15 protein-coding genes are annotated in these 20,222 nt (G+C 69.9%); 11 read left to right on the top strand and 4 right to left on the bottom strand.

Annotation, left to right across the window (positions count from 1 at the left end; translation table 11 throughout):
- The first annotated feature begins 22 nt into the window (after positions 1 to 22).
- The 11 genes from OG246_RS27400 to OG246_RS27350 all read left to right on the top strand — a co-directional run bounded on the left by OG246_RS27400 (position 23) and on the right by OG246_RS27350 (position 15,162).
- Complete coding sequence (locus tag OG246_RS27400; protein WP_266469181.1) at positions 23 to 1,309, top strand: adenylosuccinate synthase; 1,287 nt, start codon at positions 23 to 25, stop codon at positions 1,307 to 1,309.
- 104 nt (positions 1,310 to 1,413) lie between these two features.
- Positions 1,414 to 2,889, top strand: coding sequence for an FAD/NAD(P)-binding protein (locus OG246_RS27395; protein ID WP_266469179.1), 1,476 nt, complete (start codon positions 1,414 to 1,416; stop codon positions 2,887 to 2,889).
- A 50-nt stretch (positions 2,890 to 2,939) separates the two neighbouring features.
- Positions 2,940 to 3,851, top strand: coding sequence for a formyltransferase family protein (locus OG246_RS27390; protein WP_266469177.1), 912 nt, complete (start codon positions 2,940 to 2,942; stop codon positions 3,849 to 3,851).
- A gap of 73 nt (positions 3,852 to 3,924) precedes the next feature.
- Positions 3,925 to 5,007, top strand: a complete 1,083-nt coding sequence (locus OG246_RS27385) for a thioesterase domain-containing protein (protein WP_266469175.1) — start codon at positions 3,925 to 3,927, stop codon at positions 5,005 to 5,007.
- Positions 5,008 to 5,064: 57 nt separating this feature from the next.
- The gene (locus OG246_RS27380) at positions 5,065 to 6,363 is read left to right on the top strand and encodes an MFS transporter (RefSeq protein ID WP_266469172.1); all 1,299 of its coding nucleotides are present in this window, start codon (positions 5,065 to 5,067) and stop codon (positions 6,361 to 6,363) included.
- A 49-nt stretch (positions 6,364 to 6,412) separates the two neighbouring features.
- Positions 6,413 to 9,523, top strand: a complete 3,111-nt coding sequence (locus OG246_RS27375) for an amino acid adenylation domain-containing protein (protein WP_266469169.1) — start codon at positions 6,413 to 6,415, stop codon at positions 9,521 to 9,523.
- Positions 9,524 to 9,577: 54 nt separating this feature from the next.
- Complete coding sequence (locus OG246_RS27370) at positions 9,578 to 11,176, top strand: amino acid adenylation domain-containing protein (protein ID WP_266469167.1); 1,599 nt, start codon at positions 9,578 to 9,580, stop codon at positions 11,174 to 11,176.
- 83 nt (positions 11,177 to 11,259) lie between these two features.
- Positions 11,260 to 12,543, top strand: coding sequence for an FAD-dependent oxidoreductase (locus OG246_RS27365; protein WP_266469165.1), 1,284 nt, complete (start codon positions 11,260 to 11,262; stop codon positions 12,541 to 12,543).
- A complete protein-coding gene (locus tag OG246_RS27360; protein WP_266469163.1) occupies positions 12,540 to 13,028 on the top strand; it encodes an NUDIX hydrolase in 489 nt (162 codons plus the stop codon). The genes OG246_RS27365 and OG246_RS27360 overlap by 4 nt, the downstream gene beginning before the upstream one ends.
- A complete protein-coding gene (locus OG246_RS27355; RefSeq protein ID WP_266469161.1) occupies positions 13,025 to 13,753 on the top strand; it encodes an HAD family phosphatase in 729 nt (242 codons plus the stop codon). The genes OG246_RS27360 and OG246_RS27355 overlap by 4 nt, the downstream gene beginning before the upstream one ends.
- The gene (locus tag OG246_RS27350) at positions 13,750 to 15,162 is read left to right on the top strand and encodes an MFS transporter (protein ID WP_266469159.1); all 1,413 of its coding nucleotides are present in this window, start codon (positions 13,750 to 13,752) and stop codon (positions 15,160 to 15,162) included. Before OG246_RS27355 ends, OG246_RS27350 begins: the two co-directional genes overlap by 4 nt.
- A 77-nt stretch (positions 15,163 to 15,239) precedes the next feature.
- Here the strand turns inward: OG246_RS27350 and OG246_RS27345 are convergent, their stop codons facing one another.
- The 4 genes from OG246_RS27345 to OG246_RS27330 all read right to left on the bottom strand — a co-directional run bounded on the left by OG246_RS27345 (position 15,240) and on the right by OG246_RS27330 (position 20,204).
- A complete protein-coding gene (locus OG246_RS27345) occupies positions 15,240 to 16,667 on the bottom strand; it encodes a cellulose binding domain-containing protein (protein WP_266469157.1) in 1,428 nt (475 codons plus the stop codon).
- A gap of 71 nt (positions 16,668 to 16,738) precedes the next feature.
- Complete coding sequence (locus OG246_RS27340; protein ID WP_266469154.1) at positions 16,739 to 18,271, bottom strand: beta-N-acetylhexosaminidase; 1,533 nt, start codon at positions 18,269 to 18,271, stop codon at positions 16,739 to 16,741.
- A gap of 41 nt (positions 18,272 to 18,312) precedes the next feature.
- On the bottom strand, positions 18,313 to 19,212 hold the full coding sequence (locus tag OG246_RS27335; RefSeq protein ID WP_266469152.1) for a carbohydrate ABC transporter permease: 900 nt from the start codon (positions 19,210 to 19,212) through the stop codon (positions 18,313 to 18,315).
- The gene (locus OG246_RS27330) at positions 19,209 to 20,204 is read right to left on the bottom strand and encodes a carbohydrate ABC transporter permease (RefSeq protein WP_266469150.1); all 996 of its coding nucleotides are present in this window, start codon (positions 20,202 to 20,204) and stop codon (positions 19,209 to 19,211) included. Before OG246_RS27330 ends, OG246_RS27335 begins: the two co-directional genes overlap by 4 nt.
- Positions 20,205 to 20,222: the final 18 nt, after the last annotated feature.

Genomic DNA, 20,222 nt, shown 5'->3' with positions numbered 1-20,222 from the left:
ACCACCCGAGGAACGAGAACACATGACACTGCACGCGGTCGTCGGCATCAACTGGGGCGACGAGGGCAAGGGCCGGATGATCGACTACCTGGCCCGCGACGCGGACCTGGTGGTCAGGTACCAGGGCGGCAACAACGCCGGTCACACCGTCATCAACGACCTGGGCACCTTCAAGCTCAGACTGATCCCCTCGGGGATCTTCAACCCGGGCACCGTGAACGTGATCGGCCCCGGCACCGTGCTGGACCTGGAGTCCCTCGACGAGGAGCTCTCCCAGCTGCGTGAGAGCGGCATCGACACCTCAGGACTGCTCATCTCCGACCGGGCCACGGTGTGCTTCCCCTTCCACCGGGACCAGGACGCCTGGGAGGAGGACCGCCTCGCCGACCAGCCCTTCGGCTCCACCCGGCGCGGCATCGCCCCCGTCTACGGGGACCGCTACCTCAAGAAGGCCCTCCAGCTCGGCGAGCTCTTCGACGAGGAACTGCTGCGCCGGCGGCTCGCCCCGGTGATCGAGTGGAAGAACCTCGCGCACAGCGCGCTCTACCCCGAAGCACCGCCGATCTCCCTCGACGACATGGTCAAGTGGGGCCACGAGCACGCGGAGCGGCTGCGCCCGTACGTCCGCGATGTGAGCCCCGGACTCGTCCGCGCCGAGCAGGCGGGCAAGCACATCATGTGCGAGGCCCAGCTCGGCGCGCTGCGCGACATCCTGTACGGGATCTACCCCTACACCACCTCGTCCTCCTCGCTGGCCGGCTACGCCCCGGTCGGCTCGGGCCTGCCCGGCACACCGCTCACCCGGGTGACCGGCGTGATGAAGGCCTTCTCCACCTGTGTCGGCGAAGGCCCGTTCGTCACCGAGGAGTCCGGCCCCTGGGCCGACGCGCTGCGCATGTCGTCCGGTGAGTACGGAGTGAACACCGGACGCCCCCGCAGGATCGGCCACTTCGACGCCGTGGCCTCCCGCTACGGCGTGCTCGTCCAGGGTGCGGGCGAGCTCGCGCTCACCAAGCTCGACAGCCTGAGCGGTCTGCCCGAACTGCGGATCTGCACGGCGTACGAGATCGACGGAGTGCCGGTCGCCGACTTCCCCATGACGCATCTCCTGGACAGGGCCCGGCCGGTCTACGAGACCGTGCCCGGCTGGGACGAGGACATCACCGCGGTGCGGGACTTCGACCGGCTGCCCCCGGCCGCGGCCGCCTATGTGCTGCGCGTGGAGGAGCTCGTCGGCGCCCCCGTCCGGTACGTCTCCGTGGGCCCCGAGCGCGAGCAGCTCATCGACCGCGGTCCGCAGGGCCACTGAGCGCTCCTCCCGACCGCCACCACGAAAGGCTCGCCCAAGCAATGTCAGCCGAAAGCGGCGCAGTACCGCCCCCCGACCGGGCCCGGCGATTCGCGATCGCCGGAATGGGAGCGACCGGTGTCGGCGTCTTCGTCGCGCTGGTCCGCTCCCTGGCCGCGAGTGACCGCGCGGCGGGCGCGGAGATCCATGTCTTCGAGACCAAGGAGCGACTCGGCGCCGGAGTCGCCTACAGCACACCGCACGACTGTCATCTGCTGAACATGCGGGCGTCCACCATGAGCGTCCACGCCGACGATCCCGGCCACTTCGTGCGGTGGCTGACCGCTCACGAGGACGGGGCGCACACCGTCGCGGACACCGACTACGTGCCACGCCGGCTCTTCGCCGCGTATCTCCAGGAGTTCTTCGAGGAAGCGCTCGTCCAGGCGCGGCAGCACGGCACCAAGGTGATCACCCACAAGTCGGTGGTGAGCGACTGCCGCGAGGACTCCCGGGGCATCCATCTGATCGCCGGACTCGACCACTTCGTCTTCGACTACGCCTTCCTCTGCCTGGGCGACCTCCCCTCGACCGAGTACCTGGAGTTCACGAAGGTCCCCACCTACGTCCACTCGATGTGGCACGGCGCGGGGCTCGAAGGGATCGACCCGGACGCCACCGTGGGCGTCCTCGGCACCAGCCTGACCGCGGTCGACGCGCTGCTTCAGCTGCGCGGCTCCGGACACCGGGGCGCGATCACCTGCTTCTCCCGGCGCCGCTCACTTCCCAAGGTCCAGGGCCCCCGGGTGCGCCACACCCTGCGCCATGTGACCGAGGAGAACCTGCGGCTGCTCACCGAGGACTTCACCAGGGCGCTGGAGTTCACCGAGGTCGCCGCGCTCTTCCAGCGCGAGCTGGAGGACGGTCTCGGGCTGGCGATCGACTGGTCGCGGGTACTGGCCGAGCCCTCCGCGGCCTTCACCGCCACGCTCGCCAAGGACATCGAACTGGCCGAGAACGGCCAGACGCTCTGGTACTCGATCCTCGACGCCACCTCCGAGGTCGTCCCGCAGGTCTGGCGGGCCATGTCCGCCGAGGCCCGCGCCGCGTTCATCCACAACCATCTGTCGATCTGGTCGATGTTCCGCCACTGCATGCCGCTGGACAACGCACGCAGACTGCTCGTGATGGCCACGGAAGGCGCGTTCGAGGTCGCCAGCGGACTGACGTCGGTGGCGTACGACGAGGAGCGCGAGCTCTTCCGTATCGAGGCGTCGCCGGTCGGCGCTGAGGCGGTGGCCTACGAGGTCGACCATCTCGTCAACGCCACCGGCACCGGCTTCGCGCTCGACCGCAGCGACTCCTCGCTGATCCAGAACATGCTGATGCGCGGCGACATCAGCCCCCACCCGCTCGGCGGGATCGACGTCGACTTCGACACCATGCGGGTCGTCCGGCGGGGCGGCTCCCTTTCCGAGCGCGCGCTCTACGTCGGGCCGCTCACCCGCGGTGTGCACTTCTACACCAACTCGTTCGAGACGAACCTCGCGAACGCGCACTGCGCCGTGGCCGCCGTCGTGACCCGGCTCGGTTCGGCCTGAGGCCGCTGCTCCCCACTTCCCGTACACCCATCAGGAGATCCCATATGCGGGTGGCGTTCTTTGTCGGCAACGACATCACGTCCCACTTGATCGTCGGCCAGGTGCTCAGCGATGTACTGCGGGCCGGGCACACCCCGTACATCTGCTACACCCACCAGCAGCCCGGCGCCCGTGCCGAGCCCGAGCTGCGTGAGCTGTTCCGGTACGAGCGGACCCTGCTCAACAGCTGGGTCCACCCCTATCTGGACAGCTTGCCCGCGCCCTTGCACGGGACCCTGCTGTCCCCCGCGGGCATCGCGAAACTCCACCGGGACAAAGCGGTGGTGCGTGTCGTCGAGGACGTCAACGACCCTGCCTTCATCGCCTACTTGGCCGCCGAGGACGTACGCGCCGGATTCTCGGTGCGCTGCTACCAGAAGTTCCGGGCGCCACTCATCGACCACTTCCGGCCCGAGCCCGGCGAGCCCGCGCTCTTCGCGAACCTGCACCCCGGGATCCTGCCGCGGTACCGCGGAGTGCTGACCTTTGCCCGCTCCATGCTCCAGGGCGAGACGGAGGCCGGCTTCACGCTGCACCGGGTCAACGAGGACTGGGACGCGGGCGGCATCGTCTCGCTCTCCACCGCCCCGCTCCGCTACGACCGCTCAGTGCTCGAGAACATGACCGACCAGCGCGGGCAGGCCGCCGGACTGCTCCTCGACGCGATCGAACAGGCCGCGGCCCACGGCCGGTGGACGGACCGCCCCCAGGACCCCGCCGAGGCCGGGTACTACTCGCATCTGCGCCGTTCCGACCTGGACGAGCTGCACCGCAAGGGCATCGAGCTGTTCCGGCCGCGCGCCGTCATCGAGCTGCTGGTCGACGCCTTCACCCGGGCCGGGTCACCGGAGAGCTTCGAACTCCGCGGAATTCTCTCGGGAATCACCAGCCGCCGCCCCGAGGCCGTCGGCGCTCCGGTCTGACCGGCCGCCCGCACCTGCCACCCCTCGGATCCCGATCCCGGATCCGGACTCCAGAACCAGAAGGGACGCCCCCATGGCGTTGGAACGCAATGACATCGAACAGATCCTCAGCGAGATCTGGGAGGACCTGCTCGACGTCGACGTCGAGCCGGACGACGACTTCTTCGAGCTCGGCGGATACTCGCTGCTCATCGTCAACGTCGTGACCGAGGCCCGTAAGCGCGGCCTGGAGATGGCGGCCAACGACATCTACACGCACAAGACACCGTCCGCGATCGCCTCCGCGCTGGGCGGCTCCGGCACCGCCGCGAACGCGGTCCCGGCCGGCGCCGACCCCGACTTCAGCACGGTCTGGGAGACGGGCCTGAGCCCGATGCGGACCGCACCCTCCCCCACCCTGGTCCCGCTGGCCCCCGAAGGCACCGGCACCCCGGTCTTCTGCTTCCACTGGGGTACCGGCAACGTCAGGTTCATGGCCGAGCTTGTCGACAGCTTCCGTGGTGAACGCCCGGCGTACGGACTGGAGATGGCCGGCCTGTGGGGTCGCGAGCGGCCCGCGCTCTCCATCGTGGAGATGGCCTCGCGCTATCTGAAGGAGATCCGCACGGTCCAGCCCGAAGGCCCCTACCTCTTCGTCGGCCCCTGCGCCGGCGGCCGTATCGCGTACGAGATCGCGCGACAGCTGGAGGAGAGCGGCGAGCGGGTCGCCGTGCTCGCCGTGATCAACACGATGCCGCCCGGCACCACCGAGCTCGACGCTGCGTGGGGCCTGCGCGAGCTGTACGACTTCCGGCTCACCTCGCTGCGCGACCGCTACGAGGTGCCCGACCTGTTCACTGACCAGGAGCGCGTGATGCGCGGCATGGTCGACATCGCCTGGCTGGACGAGGGCGTCGACCCGGCGGACCTGCACTGGCGCCAGGCGGTGTGGGCAGCGGGCGTCTTCGCCCAGGAGCACTACGAGCCGCGCCCCTACGGCGGTGAGGTCACCGGCATCCAGCTGGCCGAGGACGCGGACCGGCCGGAGGCGGACTGGAGCAGCCTGGCGGGCTCGACCGAGACGCACGCCTTCACCTCGGCCGGAACGCTGGCGCTGCTCCGTGACGCGGCCGTCGCGGAGATCATCGCCAAGAAGCTGGCCGCCCACGGCGCCTGAACGCCCGCGAGCAGATACACCCCTCCCGACCGACGAGACCACGAGGTACACGCAACTGTGGCAAGCAACCCGGCCGTCAACGCGGTCCGCTCCTGGGCGAGCGACTTGGTACCCGCGCGCGGTCCTGCCCGACGGCTCGCCGTACTGACAGTCGTGCAGGCGACCGGATTCGGCCTCTTCCTGAGTTCCAGCGCCATCTTCTTCCGGAGCACCATCGGTCTGTCGGCGGGCCAGGTCGGCTTCGGTCTCTCCGCCGCCGGCCTGGCCGGGATGCTCTTCACGGTGCCCATCGGCCGGCTCGCCGACCGCTTCGGTCCCCGGCTGCCGCTGCTCATCTCCTATGCCGCGCTGGCCGTGCTGTTCGCCGCGTACTGCGGTGTCACGGGGTTCGCCGGATTCCTGGTGCTCGCGGCGCTCATCTCGGTCTGTGAGACCTCGTCCCATCCGCTGCGGATGGCGCTCACCCACCAGGTGTTCCAGGAGGACGAACGGGTCCGTGTCAGCGCCCAGATGCGCAGCGTCTTCAATGTGGGCTTCATGCTCGGCGCGGCGATCGCGGGCGGCGCGCTCGCGGTCGGCAGCCGTACCGCCTTCTACGCGGTCGCCCTGATCACCGCGCTGGCCCACGCCTGCTGCGCCCTGATCACCTGGCGACTGCCGGCCCAGGAGGAGGCCAAGGGGGCCGGCGCGCCCAAGGGGGCCCAACCCCGGTCCGGGCTACGGGACTTCAGGTTCGTCTCACTCGCCCTGCTGTGTGGCGTGCTCGAGTTCTACCAGCCCATTCTGACCGTCGCCCTGCCTCTGTGGATCATCACTCACACCGAGGCCCCGAGTTCGGTCAACGCGGTTCTCCTGCTGCTCGACACGGTTCTGGTCATCGCCTTCCAGGTGGCGGCCAGCCGGGGTGCGGAGACCGCTCCGGGCGCGGCCCGGATGCTGCGCCGCTCCGGGCTGCTGCTCGCGGCCTGCTGTCTGGTGTTCGCCGTGACGCAGGACATCCCGGCCGTGGTGGCCGTGCCACTGCTGCTCGTCGGGACGGCCGTGCTCGTGCTCGGCGAGCTGAGCCAGGCCGCCGGTTCGTGGGGGCTCTCCCTCCATCTGCCCCCGGAGGGGAAGCAGGGCGAGTACCAGGGGGTGTTCGCGCTGGGCCGTGGTCTGCAGCAGACCGCGGGCCCCTTCCTCGTGACCGCCCTCGCGGTCGGCCAAGGCCGGCTCGGCTGGATGATCCTGGCGGCCGTGCTGCTGCTCGCGGGCCTGGCCTGTCCTCCGCTGACCCGTTCGGCCGAGGCGGCCAAGGCGAAGGCCGCCTCCGCTGCCGAAGGGCGGAACACCGCCGAACCGGAGCCCGCGCGCTGACCCGGAGTCCGCGCCCACCGTGCCTTCTCCCGAGAACTGTGAGACTCGCATGAGCAACACCACCAACGTGCCCCGCCTCGATGTCGCCACGTCGTTGCCCGAGTTGTTCCGCCTGGTGGCGGCCGACCACCCAGACGCCGAAGCCATCCACGACGACGGCCACAGCCTCACCTACGCCGAACTCGACACCGCCTCCGACCGACTCGCCGCCCGACTCACCCAACACGGCCTCCGCCAAGGCGACCTCGTCGGCCTCCTCCTCGAACGCTCCGCCGACATCCCCGTCGGCATCCTCGCCGTCATGAAAGCCGGCGCAGCGTACGTGCCGCTCGACCCCACCTACCCGCACGAACGACTCCGCTACATGGTCGAAGACGCAGGCGTCACCACCGTCATCGGCGACCCGGAACAGGCCACCGAACGCGGCCTCGACAACGTCACCGTCCTCACTCCCTACGACGACGGAACCAACCAACTCACCGCTCCCGCACTTGAGTTGACCGGCAGCGAGCCTGCCTACGTCATCTACACGTCGGGCTCGACCGGCAACCCCAAGGGCTGCGTCGTCACGCACCACAACGTGTTGTCGCTGCTCCGCGGGGCGCTTCCGCTGTTCGACGTGACCACCGACGACCGCTGGGCCCTCTTCCACTCCTTCAGCTTCGACGTCTCCGTCTGGGAATTCTGGGCCTCCATGGCAACGGGTGCTACGGCGGTCACGGTGCCGCTGCGCATCGCCCAGTCCCCGGCCGAGTTCCTCGGTCTTCTGGCGCGGCAGCGGGTCACCGTGCTGGGCCAGGTGCCGTCCGTGTTCCGCTCACTGGCCATGGCGTTCGAGGAGTCCGGGCGTCCCGAACTGGCCCTGCGCTACGTCGTGTTCGCCGGTGAGAGCGTCGATCTCGACGTGGTCAGCGCGTTCCTGCGGTCCGTCCCCGGCACCGCGCCGACCGCCGTGAACATGTACGGGCCGACGGAGACGACCGTCTACGCCACCCACCGCATCCTCACCCGGACCGACTTCGACGGCACCGTCCGCTCCCCCATCGGCGCCGGACTCCCCCACCTCCAACTCGAAATCCGCGACGAGGATCTGCGAATACTCCCGGACGGCGAAACCGGTGAACTCCTCATAGCGGGCACGGGAGTCGCCGACGGCTACCTTGGCCGACCCGAACTCACCGCCGAACGCTTCACCACCCTCGACAGCCCCCAAGGCCCCCAGCGCTACTACCGCACCGGCGACCTCGCCCGCAAACTCCCCGACGGATCCTTCGAATACCTCGGCCGCAACGACCAGCAGATCAAACTCCGCGGACATCGCATCGAACTCGGCGAGGTAGAAGCCGCACTCCGCACCCACGAGTGGATCCGCGATGTGGCCGCCACGGTGACCACCACCACGGCAGGCGCGACGTTCTTCGTCGCCTGCGCGGTGCTCGCCGAGGGCGCAGCCGCCGATCCGGCGAGTGAACTTCGCCGTCACGCCATGGCCGTACTGCCGCGCTACATGGTGCCCGACCGCTACCAGGTCGTGGAGGCACTGCCGCTCACCGGCTCGGGGAAGCTCGACCGCAAAGCCCTGACCGTGCTGGCGCTGGAGCCGCCGCGGACCGAGCAGGCATCGGCGGAGCCGACGGGCGACCCGTACATCGACCTGGTCGCGGAGGTCTTCGCGGAGATACTCGACCTGCCCGGCGTCGCACCGGACGCCGACTTCACGTCCCTGGGCGGCAGTTCGCTCGGCGCGGGCCGGGTCTGCGCCCGACTCGCGGCGCGCAGGAAGCACCCGGTACCTGTTTCCGCGCTCTATCTGCATCCGACGCCGGCGGCGCTCGGCGCCTGGTTGCACACCGTGGAACCCGCCGCCGCCGTGGACGACCCCGCGCAGGGTGCCACCGGCAGGACGCCACTCACCCCGGCCCAGGAGGGCTTCCTCGTCCGGCAGCTCATGTCACCGGCCGATCTGGCCGGGCACTGCCTCGGCGCCTGGCTGATCGAGGGTGACCTCGACCGGCCGGCGCTGGCGCTCGCCCTGGCCGACGTGCACGGCCGGCACCCCGCGCTGCACTCCACGTATGCGACGGAGCGAGGACGTGCCTATACGGAGCCCGGCGAGTCGTCGGCCCCGGACCTGGTGCCGCTGCCGACCGCCTCGTCGGTGGCCGAGGCGCTGACGTCCGTACGCACCGCGCTCGCCGTGCCGCTCGACCCCTCGGCGGGCCGACTGTGGCACGCCGTCCTCGCCCCCGTCGCAGACGGCAGCGCAGTGTTCGGCTACGTCGTGCACCACGTGGCGTTCGACGGCTGGTCCGAGTCCGTGCTGACCGCCGACCTCGCCACCGCCTACAACGCGCGGCGCGCCGGAAACGTACCCGACCACCCCGCCGTACCTTCCGCCGCCGAGGCCTGGGCGATGCGTGCGGCGCATCTGCGGTCCGCCGACCTGGACGACCAGCGCGCACGGCTCAAGGCCGAACTCCAGGGAGTGCCCGAGCTCAACTTTCCCGGGACGCCGGGAGTCACAGCAGCGGCGGACGTGCCCGAGGTACTGCGCGTCGAAGTGCCCCTCGGGGCGGCGGAGACCGCCGCACTCGACCGGCAGGCAGCCGCGGCCGGGCTCACCCGCTTCCCGCTGCTCCTCGCCCGCTACGCCCAGGCCCTGGCCGAGCTGACCGGCCAGGACGACTTCGGTATCGGGGTCCCGGTGGCCCAGCGGATCGACACCCGGCTGGAGTCGGCCGTCGGCTGCCATATCGGCACGGTCTGCGTCCGCGTGCGGGGTGCCGTGACGGCCGGGGACGGTGTGGCCGTGGCCGTGGCCGGACGGCTGGTCCGGGAGGCTTTCGCCTGCCAGGACGTGGGGATCCCCGAGGTGGTCCGGCTGGTGAACCCGCCGCGTTCCGACCGCTCGCCGTTCTTCCAGACCCTCTTCGCCTACCAGGACAACGCGCAGACGCAGCCGGCGCTCGACGGTGTGCGCGCCGAGTTCGTCCGGCTGCCCTACCTCGGCATCCCCGCGGAGATCCAGGCCGAGGTGTGGCCCGTCGGCGATGGTCTGCGCGTCGTGATCAACGCCTTGGTGCCGCAGGTCCCCGCCGACTTCGCACACGGTCTCGCCAAGACGTTCGCCGATCTGCTCCGGGCCGGCAGCTCCGCGTGACACGCGCCGCGGAACACACATCACCCGATCCCAAGAAGAAGCTGTGAGACTCGCATGAGCAACACCTCCGACGTGCCCCGCTTCCGGCCGCACCTCGATGTCGCCACGTCGCTGCCCGAGTTGTTCCGGCTGGTGGCGGCCGACCGTCCGCACGCCGAAGCGATCCACGACGACGGCCGCACCCTCACCTACACGGAACTCGACACCGCCTCCGACCGACTAGCGTCACGACTCACCCAACAGGGCGTCGGCCGCGGCGACTTGGTCGGTCTCCTCCTCGAGCGCTCCGCCGACATTCCGGTCGGCATACTCGCGGTGATGAAGGCCGGTGCGGCGTACGTCCCACTCGACCCCACCTACCCGCACGAACGACTCCGCTACATGGTCGAGGACGCCGGAGTCACCACCGTCATCGGCAACCCCGAACAAGCCACCGACCGCGGCCTGGACAAGGTCACCGTCCTCACCCCGTACGACGACGGAACCAGCGCACTCACCTCCCCCGCCCTTGAGTTGACCGGCACCGATCCCGCCTACGTCATCTACACGTCCGGCTCGACCGGCAACCCCAAGGGCTGTGTCGTCACGCACCACAACGTGCTGTCACTCCTACGCGGAGCCCTCCCCCTGTTCGACGTCACCGCCGACGACCGCTGGGCGCTGTTCCACTCCTTCAGCTTCGACGTCTCCGTCTGGGAATTCTGGGCCTCCATGGCCACCGGCGCCACCGCGGTCACCGTCCCCCTGCGCATCGCGCAGTCCCCGGCCGACTTCCTCACCCTGCTGTCCGAGCAGCAGGTCACCGTTCTCGGCCAGGTGCCATCCGTCTTCCGCTCACTGGCCATGGCCCACGAGGAAGCAGGACACCCCGAACTCGCCCTGCGCTACCTGGTGTTCGCCGGAGAAAGCGTGGACCTGGACGTGGTCAGCGCCTTCCTCAAGACCTACCCGGGCACCGCGCCGACCGCGGTCAACATGTACGGGCCGACGGAGACGACCGTCTACGCCACCCACCGCATCCTGACGGAGACCGACTTTGACGGCTCCGTCCGCTCCCCCATCGGCGCCGGACTCCCCCACCTCCAACTCGAAATCCGCGACGAGGATCTGCGAATACTCCCGGACGGCGAAACCGGTGAACTCCTCATAGCGGGCACGGGAGTCGCCGACGGCTACCTTGGCCGACCCGAACTCACCGCCGAACGCTTCACCACCCTCGACAGCCCCCAAGGCCCCCAGCGCTACTACCGCACCGGCGACCTCGCCCGCAAACTCCCCGACGGATCCTTCGAATACCTCGGCCGCAACGACCAGCAGATCAAACTCCGCGGATACCGCATCGAACTCGGCGAGGTAGAAGCCGCACTCCGCACCCACCCGACCGTCAAGGACGCCGCCGTCACGGTGATCACCACCACGGCAGGCGCGACGTTCTTCGTCGCCTGCGTCGTGCAGGCCGAGGGTGCACCCGAGAAGCCCGCGAATGAGCTTCGTCAACACGCCCAGACCGTGTTGCCCCGGTACATGGTGCCCGACCGCTACCAGGTGGTGGAGGCACTGCCGCTCACCGGCTCCGGAAAGCTCGACCGCAAGGCTCTCGACGTGCTGGCGTCGACCCGCCCGTCCCGTTCCGCCCGCCGCTCGGTCTCCTAGCCGTTCCCCGGGTCGACGGCTCTCGCACCCCCTCACCCGCACGCCCTGAGGCGACGCACCAACTCCCTCAGGGGCACACCATCATGCCTATTTGGAGCATCGTGAACACCTTCGACCTGGCCATCATCGGTGCCGGGCCCGCCGGACTGGCCGCCGCCCAGCGGCTGGCCGGCTCGCCGCTCAGTGTCGCGCTGATCGACAGCGGCAAGCCCGTCACCGTGCGCGACCGGTACGCCGCCGCCGACATGACGCGCGGCCATGGAGGAGCGGGGCTCTTCTCGGACGGCAAGTTCTCGTTCTTCCCCTCGGCCAGCGAGCTGTGGACCCTGCCGCGCGCCGGCGATCTGCGGGACGCGTACACCTGGACCTGCGAACTCCTTGGCTCCTACGGGCTGGACACTCCTCCGTTCCCGTCCGATCCGACCGCCTACACGGTCGGCGCCGGAGAATGGATCCTCAAGGAGTACCCGTCGGACTACCTGTCCCTGGAGGCACGGCTGCGGCTGACCGCCGACATGGTCGCCGCGACCGATGCCACGGTCCTTGACGAGTTCGAGGTCGAGAACGCGGAGTACGACCGCGACGCGGACCACTTCCGGCTGGCACTGCGCGACTCCAAGGGCCAGGAGTCGGAACTGGTCGCCCGTCGACTCCTCCTGGCCAGTGGCAGGTTCGGCCCGCTCGGCCTGCGTGAACTGACCCAGGAGCGGTCCTTCCGCCGACTTGAGGTGGGGTTCCGGATCGAGCAGCCGGCCGACAAGGCGTTCTTCCGGGACATGAAGCAGCTCGACCCCAAACTGCGCTTCCGCGAGGGCGACGGCAGTGTGGAGTGGCGGACGTTCTGCGCCTGCCGTGACGGTGAGGCGGCGCTCACCGAGACCCAGGGTCTGTGGACCGTCTCCGGCCGCTCGGACTGCCCCGCCACGGGCCGTTCCAACGTGGGCTTCAACACCCGGATTCTGGACGAGACCGTGGCCAGGCGGGCGCTGGCGCCGGCGCTCGCCGCGATGGGCGACGAGGAGTCCTACTTCGTCCTGTCGATGGACGCGATCGTGAACGGGGAACCGGAGCAGCTGGCGGCCTTCGACCGCGTCTACGGTCCGGAGCTGCGCGAGATCATGCTGCGCGGCCTGTCCCGCCTCGCGGAGGCCTACCCGGTCCTGCGGGACAACGGGACCCGGCTCATCGGCCCCACCCTCGAAGGCGTCGGCTGGTATCCGAAGGTGGACGGTGACCTCCGGCTGCTCGACAGCCCGGCGTGGGTCGCCGGTGACGCCTGCGGTCTGTTCCGGGGCATAGTTGCAGCCATGATCAGCGGTCACTACGCGGCGGATTCGGCGCTGCGGGAACTGGCGGGATCCCTGTGACGACCGCGTCTCCCGGGCGCCGTACTCCCGTTGTCGGCGTCGGAGCCTTGCTGCTGCGGCCCGACGGCGCCGTACTGATCGGCCACCGGATCAAGCAGGGGGAGCCCGAGACCTGGTGCCTGCCCGGAGGCCACGTCGAGGCGGGTGAGTCGTTCGAGGTGGCCGCGGTCCGCGAGATCGCGGAGGAGAGCGGCATCCACGAGGTGACGGACGCGCGGACCTTCACCGTCGTGCTGCACACCGCGGCCGACCGTACCCAGGTGACCGCGGGTGTCGTGGCCCGGGTGACGGCGCGGAACGCGGTACCGGCCGCCCTGGAGCCGGAGGTCTTCGACCGGTGGATCTGGGCCCGCCCCGAGGACCTCCCCGCTCCGCTGTTCCCGGCCAGTGCCGCACTGCTCGCCGGGTGGCTGGGCAACCCGGTCCCGGCGGGCTGGATGCCGTACCCGGCGGTGCTTCCGCACGGCGGGCCGGGGCTTCGATGAGCCGGCTGCACGTGTTCGACATGGACGGCACACTGCTGCGTGGCACCACCGCCAGTCTGGAGATCGCGCGCCGACTGGGGTGCGCGACCGATCTCGTACGCCTGGAGGAATCCTTTGCCGCCGGGGCCGTCGACCCGTTCGGCTTCGCCTCCGAGGTCTGCCGGCTCTGGCGGGGCCTCACGCCACGGATCACTCAGGAAGTGTTCGACCGCGCGCCATGGATCGGCGGACTGCACGAGGTACTCGCGGACATCCGGCGACGCGGTGAGCGCTCGGTCGTGGTGACGCTGTCGCCCGACTTCTTCGCCGACCGACTGGCGGCCTTCGGGGTGGACGAGGTCGTGGCATCCCGCTTTCCCACACTGCCGCTGACCACCGCACCGGATCCGGCAGGGATTCTCGCCCCGGGCGGCAAGGTGACGGCCGTGGACCGGATTCGCCGGGTCCAGGGCATCGAACTCAACTCCTGTGTCGCGTACGGCGATTCAGGGTCCGACATCCCGCTGTTCCGCGAGCTCGGGCACACCGTGGCCGTGAACGCCACCGCAAGCCTGCGCGAACTCGCACGGTTCCACTACGACGGCGACGACCTGCGCGAGGCCTACCGCTTGGCCAGGGCCGATCCGCCGACTCCCGATCCCGTGCCCTCGCCCACGCTGCCGTCATCCAAGTTGCCGTCGCCCACGCTGCCGTCGCCCACGTCCAAGGAGCCCACGTACCCATGAGTCCGGCAATATCGCAGGAGAGTCCGGAAACGTCAGTGGACGGATTCCGTTTCGACCTGCGGGCGTGGGCGGCCCTGCTCGTGCTCTGCACAGCGATCCTCTTCGAGGGGATGAGCCTGTCGAGCATCAACGTGCAGCTGGCCGGCATCCAGCACGGCCTTGAACTCCGCCCGGATCAGCTGCAGTTGGTGGCCGGAGCGTTTCTCACCACCTATGCGGGGCTGCTCCTCCTCGGCGGCAAGTGCGCGGACTGGTGGGGGCGACGTCGTACGTTCCTCATCGGTGTGGCGCTCTTCGGTGTGAGCTCGCTCGCCGCGGCGCTCGCCCAGGAACCAGTACTGCTCATCACCGCCCGGGCGCTGCAGGGAGTGGGCGCGGCCCTCACCTCCCCCGCGGCCGTGGCACTGATCGTCACCCGCTTTCCGGAGGGCGCCGCACGCAACCGGGCCCTGGGGGTCTTCAGCGCCATGGGCGCGGCAGGCTTCTCCCTCGGCGTCGTCATCGGCGGCGCACTCACCCAGGGCTTCGGCTGGCGGGGCGCGTTCTTCCTGTACGTGCCCCTGAGCCTGCTGGTCCTGGCTCTCACCCCGCGTGTCCTCGACCGCGACAGCCACAGCACGACAGCCCGGAGCCGGATCGCATGGCTGCCCGCGCTGCTGATCACCGGCGGGCTGATCGCCACGGTGTACGCGGTGGGGCGGCTCGGCACCGGATCCACCACCGGGATCGCGGTCGTCGGCGGTACGGGCCTCGCGGCGACCATCGCGTTCTTCGCGAGCCAGGCCCGGTCCTCGACGCCTCTGCTGCCGCTGTCCCTCCTCGCCGACCGCCGTATGGTCGCGGCCTGTGTCGCACTCGGCGGTGCGTTCGCGGGAATCACCGGCGCGATGTTCCTGGTCGCCATCGATCTACAGGAACGCCAGGGCTATTCCGCCCTGACGGCGGGCCTCGCCTTCCTGCCCCAGGGACTGGCGGTGGGCATCCTCTCCACGCCTGCGGCGCGCCTGGCTAACCGCCATCCCGCAACCCGGCTGCTGCTCGTCGGACTCACCGTCGTCACGGCGGGGCAGCTGCTCTACACCACTGTGGAGAACGGCAGTTACCTGACGCAGCTGCTGCCCGCGGCCCTCCTGGTCGGAGCGGGCATCGCCGTGACCTACCCGGCCGCGGTCATGCTGGCCAGTGCCGCCGCGTCCCTCGACGACCAGGGCACCGCGTCCGGCGCCCTCACCGCTGCCCAACAGGCCGGCGGCGCACTGGGAGTCGCGGCGGTGACCGCTCTCCAGAGCATCGCACCCGGCAGCTTCTGGACCGGATCGATCAGCCTGTGGGGATGCTTCGCCTTCGTCGCCGTCGCGCTCCTCGGCTGCTCCGCGCTGCTCCGGCACGGCGACGGACGGGACAACTGACCTCCACCACGAGAGCAGCGCGTGTGGGGCGAGTGCGACCCCGCGGCACTCGCCCCACCCTGCTCACGGCACCGGAATCAGCTGCTCGGCACCGTGTCCTGGAAGGTCGTGCCCGCCGAGCGGTAGGCGTTCACCTTCGTGGCGACCTGCGCCGGGGTGAGGACCTGGTCCTTGATGTGCAGGACGTAGTCGACCTGTTGGTCGTACGACCTGGCGGTCGTGCTGGTCTGGCCCGCGAGGTCGATCAGCCACTGGTTGAAGTTGATCGACATCGGCCGTTCCGGCAGGTAGGCGGCATCATGTGTGCCGAACAGCTGCCCGTCGATGTAGTACTTGATGGAGCTGCCGTCGATGGTGAGCACCAGGTCGTGCCAGCCGCTGAAGCTCTGCCGGGACTCGGTGTGCTGGTTGACGGCCTGCCACGGGTCCGGGTTGTAGGTCTCCCAGGACGTCGTGTAGAGGATGTTGGCCGGCTCGCCCCAGCCGCCGTTGGGGAGGTACTCGAAGTCGTACTCGGCGTAGTTGTCCGCCATCGGCGCCGTGAGGTCGTTGATGGTGAAGAACGTCTGGACGAGGCGGTCGCCGTCCGGTCCCGACCTGGGAGCGTCGCTGAACTTGACGCGGGCGGCGTAGGTGCCGTTCTTGAACTTGGTTGCCTTGGTGAGGACTTCGGTCTGCTCGGTGGTCGCGGCGGTGCCCGCGGTCGAGGTCTCCAGGTTCATGATGGAGTTGCCGCCGGTGGTGGAGAACGTGACGTTCTCCGGGGCCCAGGTGGCTCCGGGCACGCCGGGTCCGCCGGAGTTGGAGCGCACGTTCCAGCCGTTGGCGGAGATCCTCGGATCGCTGTATCCGCTGTAGTTGAAGTCGTCGAACAGCGTGGCGCCGCCCGCCGGAGGATCGGTCGGCGGGTCGGTGGGCGGATCCGTCGGTTCGTTGCCCGCCGGTGCCGTGCCCCACAGCGTGGCCCCCGCCAGCTGTGCCGTGATCTTCGACCAGGAACCGTACGACGTCTGCGAGGCGCCGAAGGAGTAGTCGTCGCTCTGGTTCAGCGGCTGCCACGACGACTGGTAGAAGCGCAACTGCATGTCGCCGGTGTCGGTGCCCGCGGCGAGTGAGCCGGCACCGGAGGTGAAGCCGATCTCGAGGTAGCGGTCGGCGGTGGCGGTCGGGCTGGTGAGGGTGCCGAAGGTGCCCGTGACGTTGGCACAGCCTTTGACCGCCCAGGAACAGGCGAAGCGGTAGGTCGCGCTCGCCGAGTCCGCCTTGAAGTAGTAGCGGACCTTGACGCCGCTCAGCTGCACGCTGCTGTCGCCGGTGTTCTTCACCTTGATCCAGGGCTCCGCCTGGTCGGCGCTCGCTCCTGTCGCGCTGGTGCGGTACTGGACGTTCAGCCCGGCGGTGGCCGCGCTCGCGGTGGCCGGGAGTGCGGCAAGTCCCGCCGCGCCCAGGGCCACGGCCGTGGCGGTGGCCGCGGCGGTGCGCAGCCGGTTCTTCGCGAATCTCATCGTTTTCCTCCAGAACGGTGGGGGGATTACCTGCGGATCGCGCTGTCGGTGCTGTGCTGGGTACCGCGGGGTCAGGGGTGGTGGCGGACGTCGAGGGCGTCGAGGCGTTCCATGTGCGTGTCGAGGCGCGCCTCGAAGTCGGCCCAGTCGGTCGCGCCGCTCCAGCCGCGGTCGGCGAGGGCGCACAGCCGCGGAAACGTGAGGTATTCGATGTGCGCGGGCGTCGTGACGAACTCGGTCCACAGCTGGGTCTGCGTGCCGAGCACCCGCGCTGCCTCCTGGGCGTCGGCCTGCTCGGGTAGCGGGTCGTGGCCGTGTACGGCGCGCAGGTCGACGACGCCTCCGGGCTGGGCCTGCGGCTCGCGGGGGTCGGCGGACTGGGCGTAGTCCAGATAGGTGGCCCGGTGGTAGGCGCTGATCACGGGGTGACCGCGGCGCGCCGCGGCGAGTGTGTGGCCGGGGTCGCGCCAGGTCATCGCGGTGAAGTCGAGGGGCAGTTCGGTGCCGGTCTCGGCCCAGGCGAGGGGGTGGCGGCCGTGCCGGACGAGGAAGTCACCGATCCGGCCGAGGAACCAGCCGTGCAGTGCTTCGGGGCCGGACAGCCCTTCCGCGGCAGCCCGTTCACGTGCGGCCGTGCTGCGGGTCCACTCGGTGGTGGGGCATTCCTCGCCGCCGATGTGGATGTGCGGCGAGGGGAAGACGTCCATGACCTCTTCGAGGACTCCGCGGCAGAAGTCGAGGACCTGGTCGTGGACGCCGAAGACGGTGTCGCACACGCCCCACCGGGTCCACACATCGAGGCTGCGTCCGGGGCTGTTGCCCAGTTCGGGGTATGCGGCGAGGGCTGCCCGGACATGGCCGGGCATCTCGATCTCGGGTACGACGGTGATACCGCGGTCGGCCGCGTACGCGACCAGGGCGGAGAGTTCGGCCCGCGTGTAGGCCCCTTCGTGCGGGATCCCGTCGTAGGTGTCGCTTCCCGCCGGCCCCTTCATGGACTGGGCGCGGTGGCCGCCGATCTCGGTCAGCTTGGGGTAGGCGGCGACCGGCATGCGCCAGCCCTGGTCGTCGGTGAGGTGCAGATGGAACACGTTCATCTTGTGCAGGGCCAGCAGATCGACGTACCGGCGCAGATACGACACGGGCTGGAAGTGGCGTGCGACGTCCAGCATCGCGCCCCGCCACACGTGCCGTGGGACGTCCGTGATCTCGGCGCAGGGCAGGAGCCATCGCGTGCGGCGTTGCGAAGTCTCCGACAGGGCCTGAGCGGGCAGGAGTTGACGGACTGTCTGGATGCCGCGCAGCAGCCCGGTGAGGTGCGCGGCGCGCAGCAGCACGGCGTTCGGGCCGACGGTGAGCCCGTACCCCTCCTCGCCGAGGCCGCCGAGCTGTGGGTCGAGCGTGAGGACGAACTGTCCGTCGTGGGAGGGCCGCAGGGGCAGTCCGGTGGCGGGGGCGAGCAGGGTGCGCAGCAGGTCCGCGGCCGGTTCGGCTCCGGCGCTGATACGGAGGGTGGTGCCGGCGTCGAGGGTGAAGTGGCCGGGCCGGAGTGCGGCCTTGGCGGGGCGGGGTACGAGGTCGGGTTCGGGGTGGTGTGCGGGCACTGGTCGGCCTCCGGAGTGGGTCGCGTGGGGGACGCTCGGGGTCAGCCCTTGACAGCACCGGCGGCGAAGCCGGAGGTGACGTGGCGCTGGAGCAGCAGGAACACCACGAGCGCGGGGAGGGCGAAGAGTGTGGAGGCGGCCATGGTGGCGCCCCAGTCGGTGCCGAAGATGTTCTGGAACGAGGACAGCCACACGGGCAGGGTGCGGTTGTCCTGCTGCTTGATGATCAGGAAGTTGGCGTACGTGAACTCGTTCCAGGCGGTGATGTAGCCGAACAGCGAGGTGGCCATGAGCCCGGGGGCGAGCAGTGGGAAGGCGATGTGCCGGAAGGCGCCGAGCCGGGTGCATCCGTCGACCTGGGCGGACTCCTCGAGTTCCGGCGGGATGGTGGCGATGAAGCCGCGCAGCACGACGATGGTGAACGGCAGCGTCATCATGAAGTAGACGAGGGTCAGGGTCGGCAGCCGGTCGAGCATGTCGGTGTCCCGGGAGATGATGTAGACCGGGATGATCAGTGACTCCCAGGGCGCCATCTGGGCGATGAAGACCATGAGCATGAACTGCCGGCGCCCCTTCCACCTCATCCGGGCCACCGCGTAGGCGGCGCCGAGCGCGATGAGGAGGGCGAGGAGCACGGCGCTCAGCGTGACGAGGATGCTGTTGCGCCAGAACAGGCCGAAGCCGTCGGCACCGACGGCGGTGCCGAAGTGGTCGAGCGTCCAGGACTCCGGGAGGAACCGCGGGTTGTCGGACTGGATGTCGCGGGTCGGGGTGAACGCGGTCGCGACCATCCAGTAGACCGGGAACAGACAGACCACGACCGTGACGACGGCGGCGACGTTCAGGGGCAGGCGGCGAATGCGGGGCCGGGTGCCGCGCGGACGAGCCGTGCTGATGCGAGCCGTGCTGATGCGAGCCGTGCTGATGCGAGTCGTGCTCATGCGAGCTCGTCCTCCTGGCGGAACATCTGGCGGAAGTAGAAGACGAGCACGCCCGACATCAGCACGACGGTGACCATGGAGGCCGCCGAGCCGAGGTCGTAGCGCTGGCTCGACAGAGCGGTCTGCACCGCGTACACGGGCAGGATCGTGGTCGCGTCGCCGGGCCCGCCGTTGGTCATCACCCAGATCTGGACGAACGCCTTGAACGTCCAGATCACTTCGAGCGAGAACACGAGCATGAAGATCGGCCGGACGATCGGGAAGGTGATGGAGCGGAAGATCCGCGGGCCCGACGCTCCGTCGAGCCGTGCCGACTCGTACAGCTCGGTGGGCACGGTGGTGAGGGCCGAGTAGAGGGTGATCGCCGCGAACGGCACCGACTGCCACACGATGAGGGTGACGATGATGGCGAAGGCGGCCGGCCCGTGCGCGAACCAGGGGTAGCGGTCGAAGGCCGAGAACCCCAGGTCGGTCAGGACCTCGTTGACGATGCCGAACTCCGAGTGGAACAGCCACTGGAAGACGGTGGTCGCCGCGATGACGGGCATCGCCCAGGTCAGCACCAGCGCGCTGAGGACCGCGGTCCGGCCGAACCGGCCGAGCCGCTCGATCATCAGCGCCACCAGCGTGGACAGCGTCATGATCAGTACGACGTTGATCGCCATGAAGACGAAGGTGCGGCCCACGACCTCCCAGAAGCGGCTCTCGCTCAGCAGCGTCCGGTAGTTGTCGAGTCCGACGAAACGTGCGTCGCCCAGGATGAGCTGGCGCAGCCGGAAGTCCTGCAGTGAGATCACCACGGCGCGGACCAGGGGATAGACGAGCAGGTAGAGCGTGCCGAGGACGGCGGGCGCGATCAGGACGTACGGCCAGATCCCGCGGCTGCCGTCCTTCGACGGGCGGCGCTGTCCTGAGCCGGTGGAGCGCCGGGGCGGCCTGGTGGTGCCGAGTGGGGGGCGGGAGGCGGTCTGTTCTCGGACGGCGGCCGACACGGCGCTCCTCCTTCCGAA

Origin of the sequence: Streptomyces sp. NBC_00620 (assembly GCF_026341825.1) — a bacterium.
In the GTDB taxonomy this organism is placed as follows: Bacteria; Actinomycetota; Actinomycetes; order Streptomycetales; family Streptomycetaceae; genus Streptomyces.
This window is presented reverse-complemented; position numbering and strand designations above follow the sequence as displayed.

What these genes read in the sequence shown, in the direction of transcription:
- OG246_RS27350 (WP_266469159.1), top strand. Translation starts at nt 13,750, where the DNA reads ATGAGTCCGGCAATATCGCAGGAGAGTCCGGAAACGTCAGTGGACGGA.
- OG246_RS27355 (WP_266469161.1), top strand. Translation starts at nt 13,025, where the DNA reads ATGAGCCGGCTGCACGTGTTCGACATGGACGGCACACTGCTGCGTGGC.
- OG246_RS27395 (WP_266469179.1), top strand. Translation starts at nt 1,414, where the DNA reads ATGGGAGCGACCGGTGTCGGCGTCTTCGTCGCGCTGGTCCGCTCCCTG.
- OG246_RS27345 (WP_266469157.1), bottom strand. Translation starts at nt 16,667, where the DNA reads ATGAGATTCGCGAAGAACCGGCTGCGCACCGCCGCGGCCACCGCCACG.
- OG246_RS27385 (WP_266469175.1), top strand. Translation starts at nt 3,925, where the DNA reads ATGGCGTTGGAACGCAATGACATCGAACAGATCCTCAGCGAGATCTGG.
- OG246_RS27335 (WP_266469152.1), bottom strand. Translation starts at nt 19,212, where the DNA reads ATGAGCACGACTCGCATCAGCACGGCTCGCATCAGCACGGCTCGCATC.
- OG246_RS27365 (WP_266469165.1), top strand. Translation starts at nt 11,260, where the DNA reads ATGCCTATTTGGAGCATCGTGAACACCTTCGACCTGGCCATCATCGGT.
- OG246_RS27375 (WP_266469169.1), top strand. Translation starts at nt 6,413, where the DNA reads ATGAGCAACACCACCAACGTGCCCCGCCTCGATGTCGCCACGTCGTTG.
- OG246_RS27370 (WP_266469167.1), top strand. Translation starts at nt 9,578, where the DNA reads ATGAGCAACACCTCCGACGTGCCCCGCTTCCGGCCGCACCTCGATGTC.
- OG246_RS27400 (WP_266469181.1), top strand. Translation starts at nt 23, where the DNA reads ATGACACTGCACGCGGTCGTCGGCATCAACTGGGGCGACGAGGGCAAG.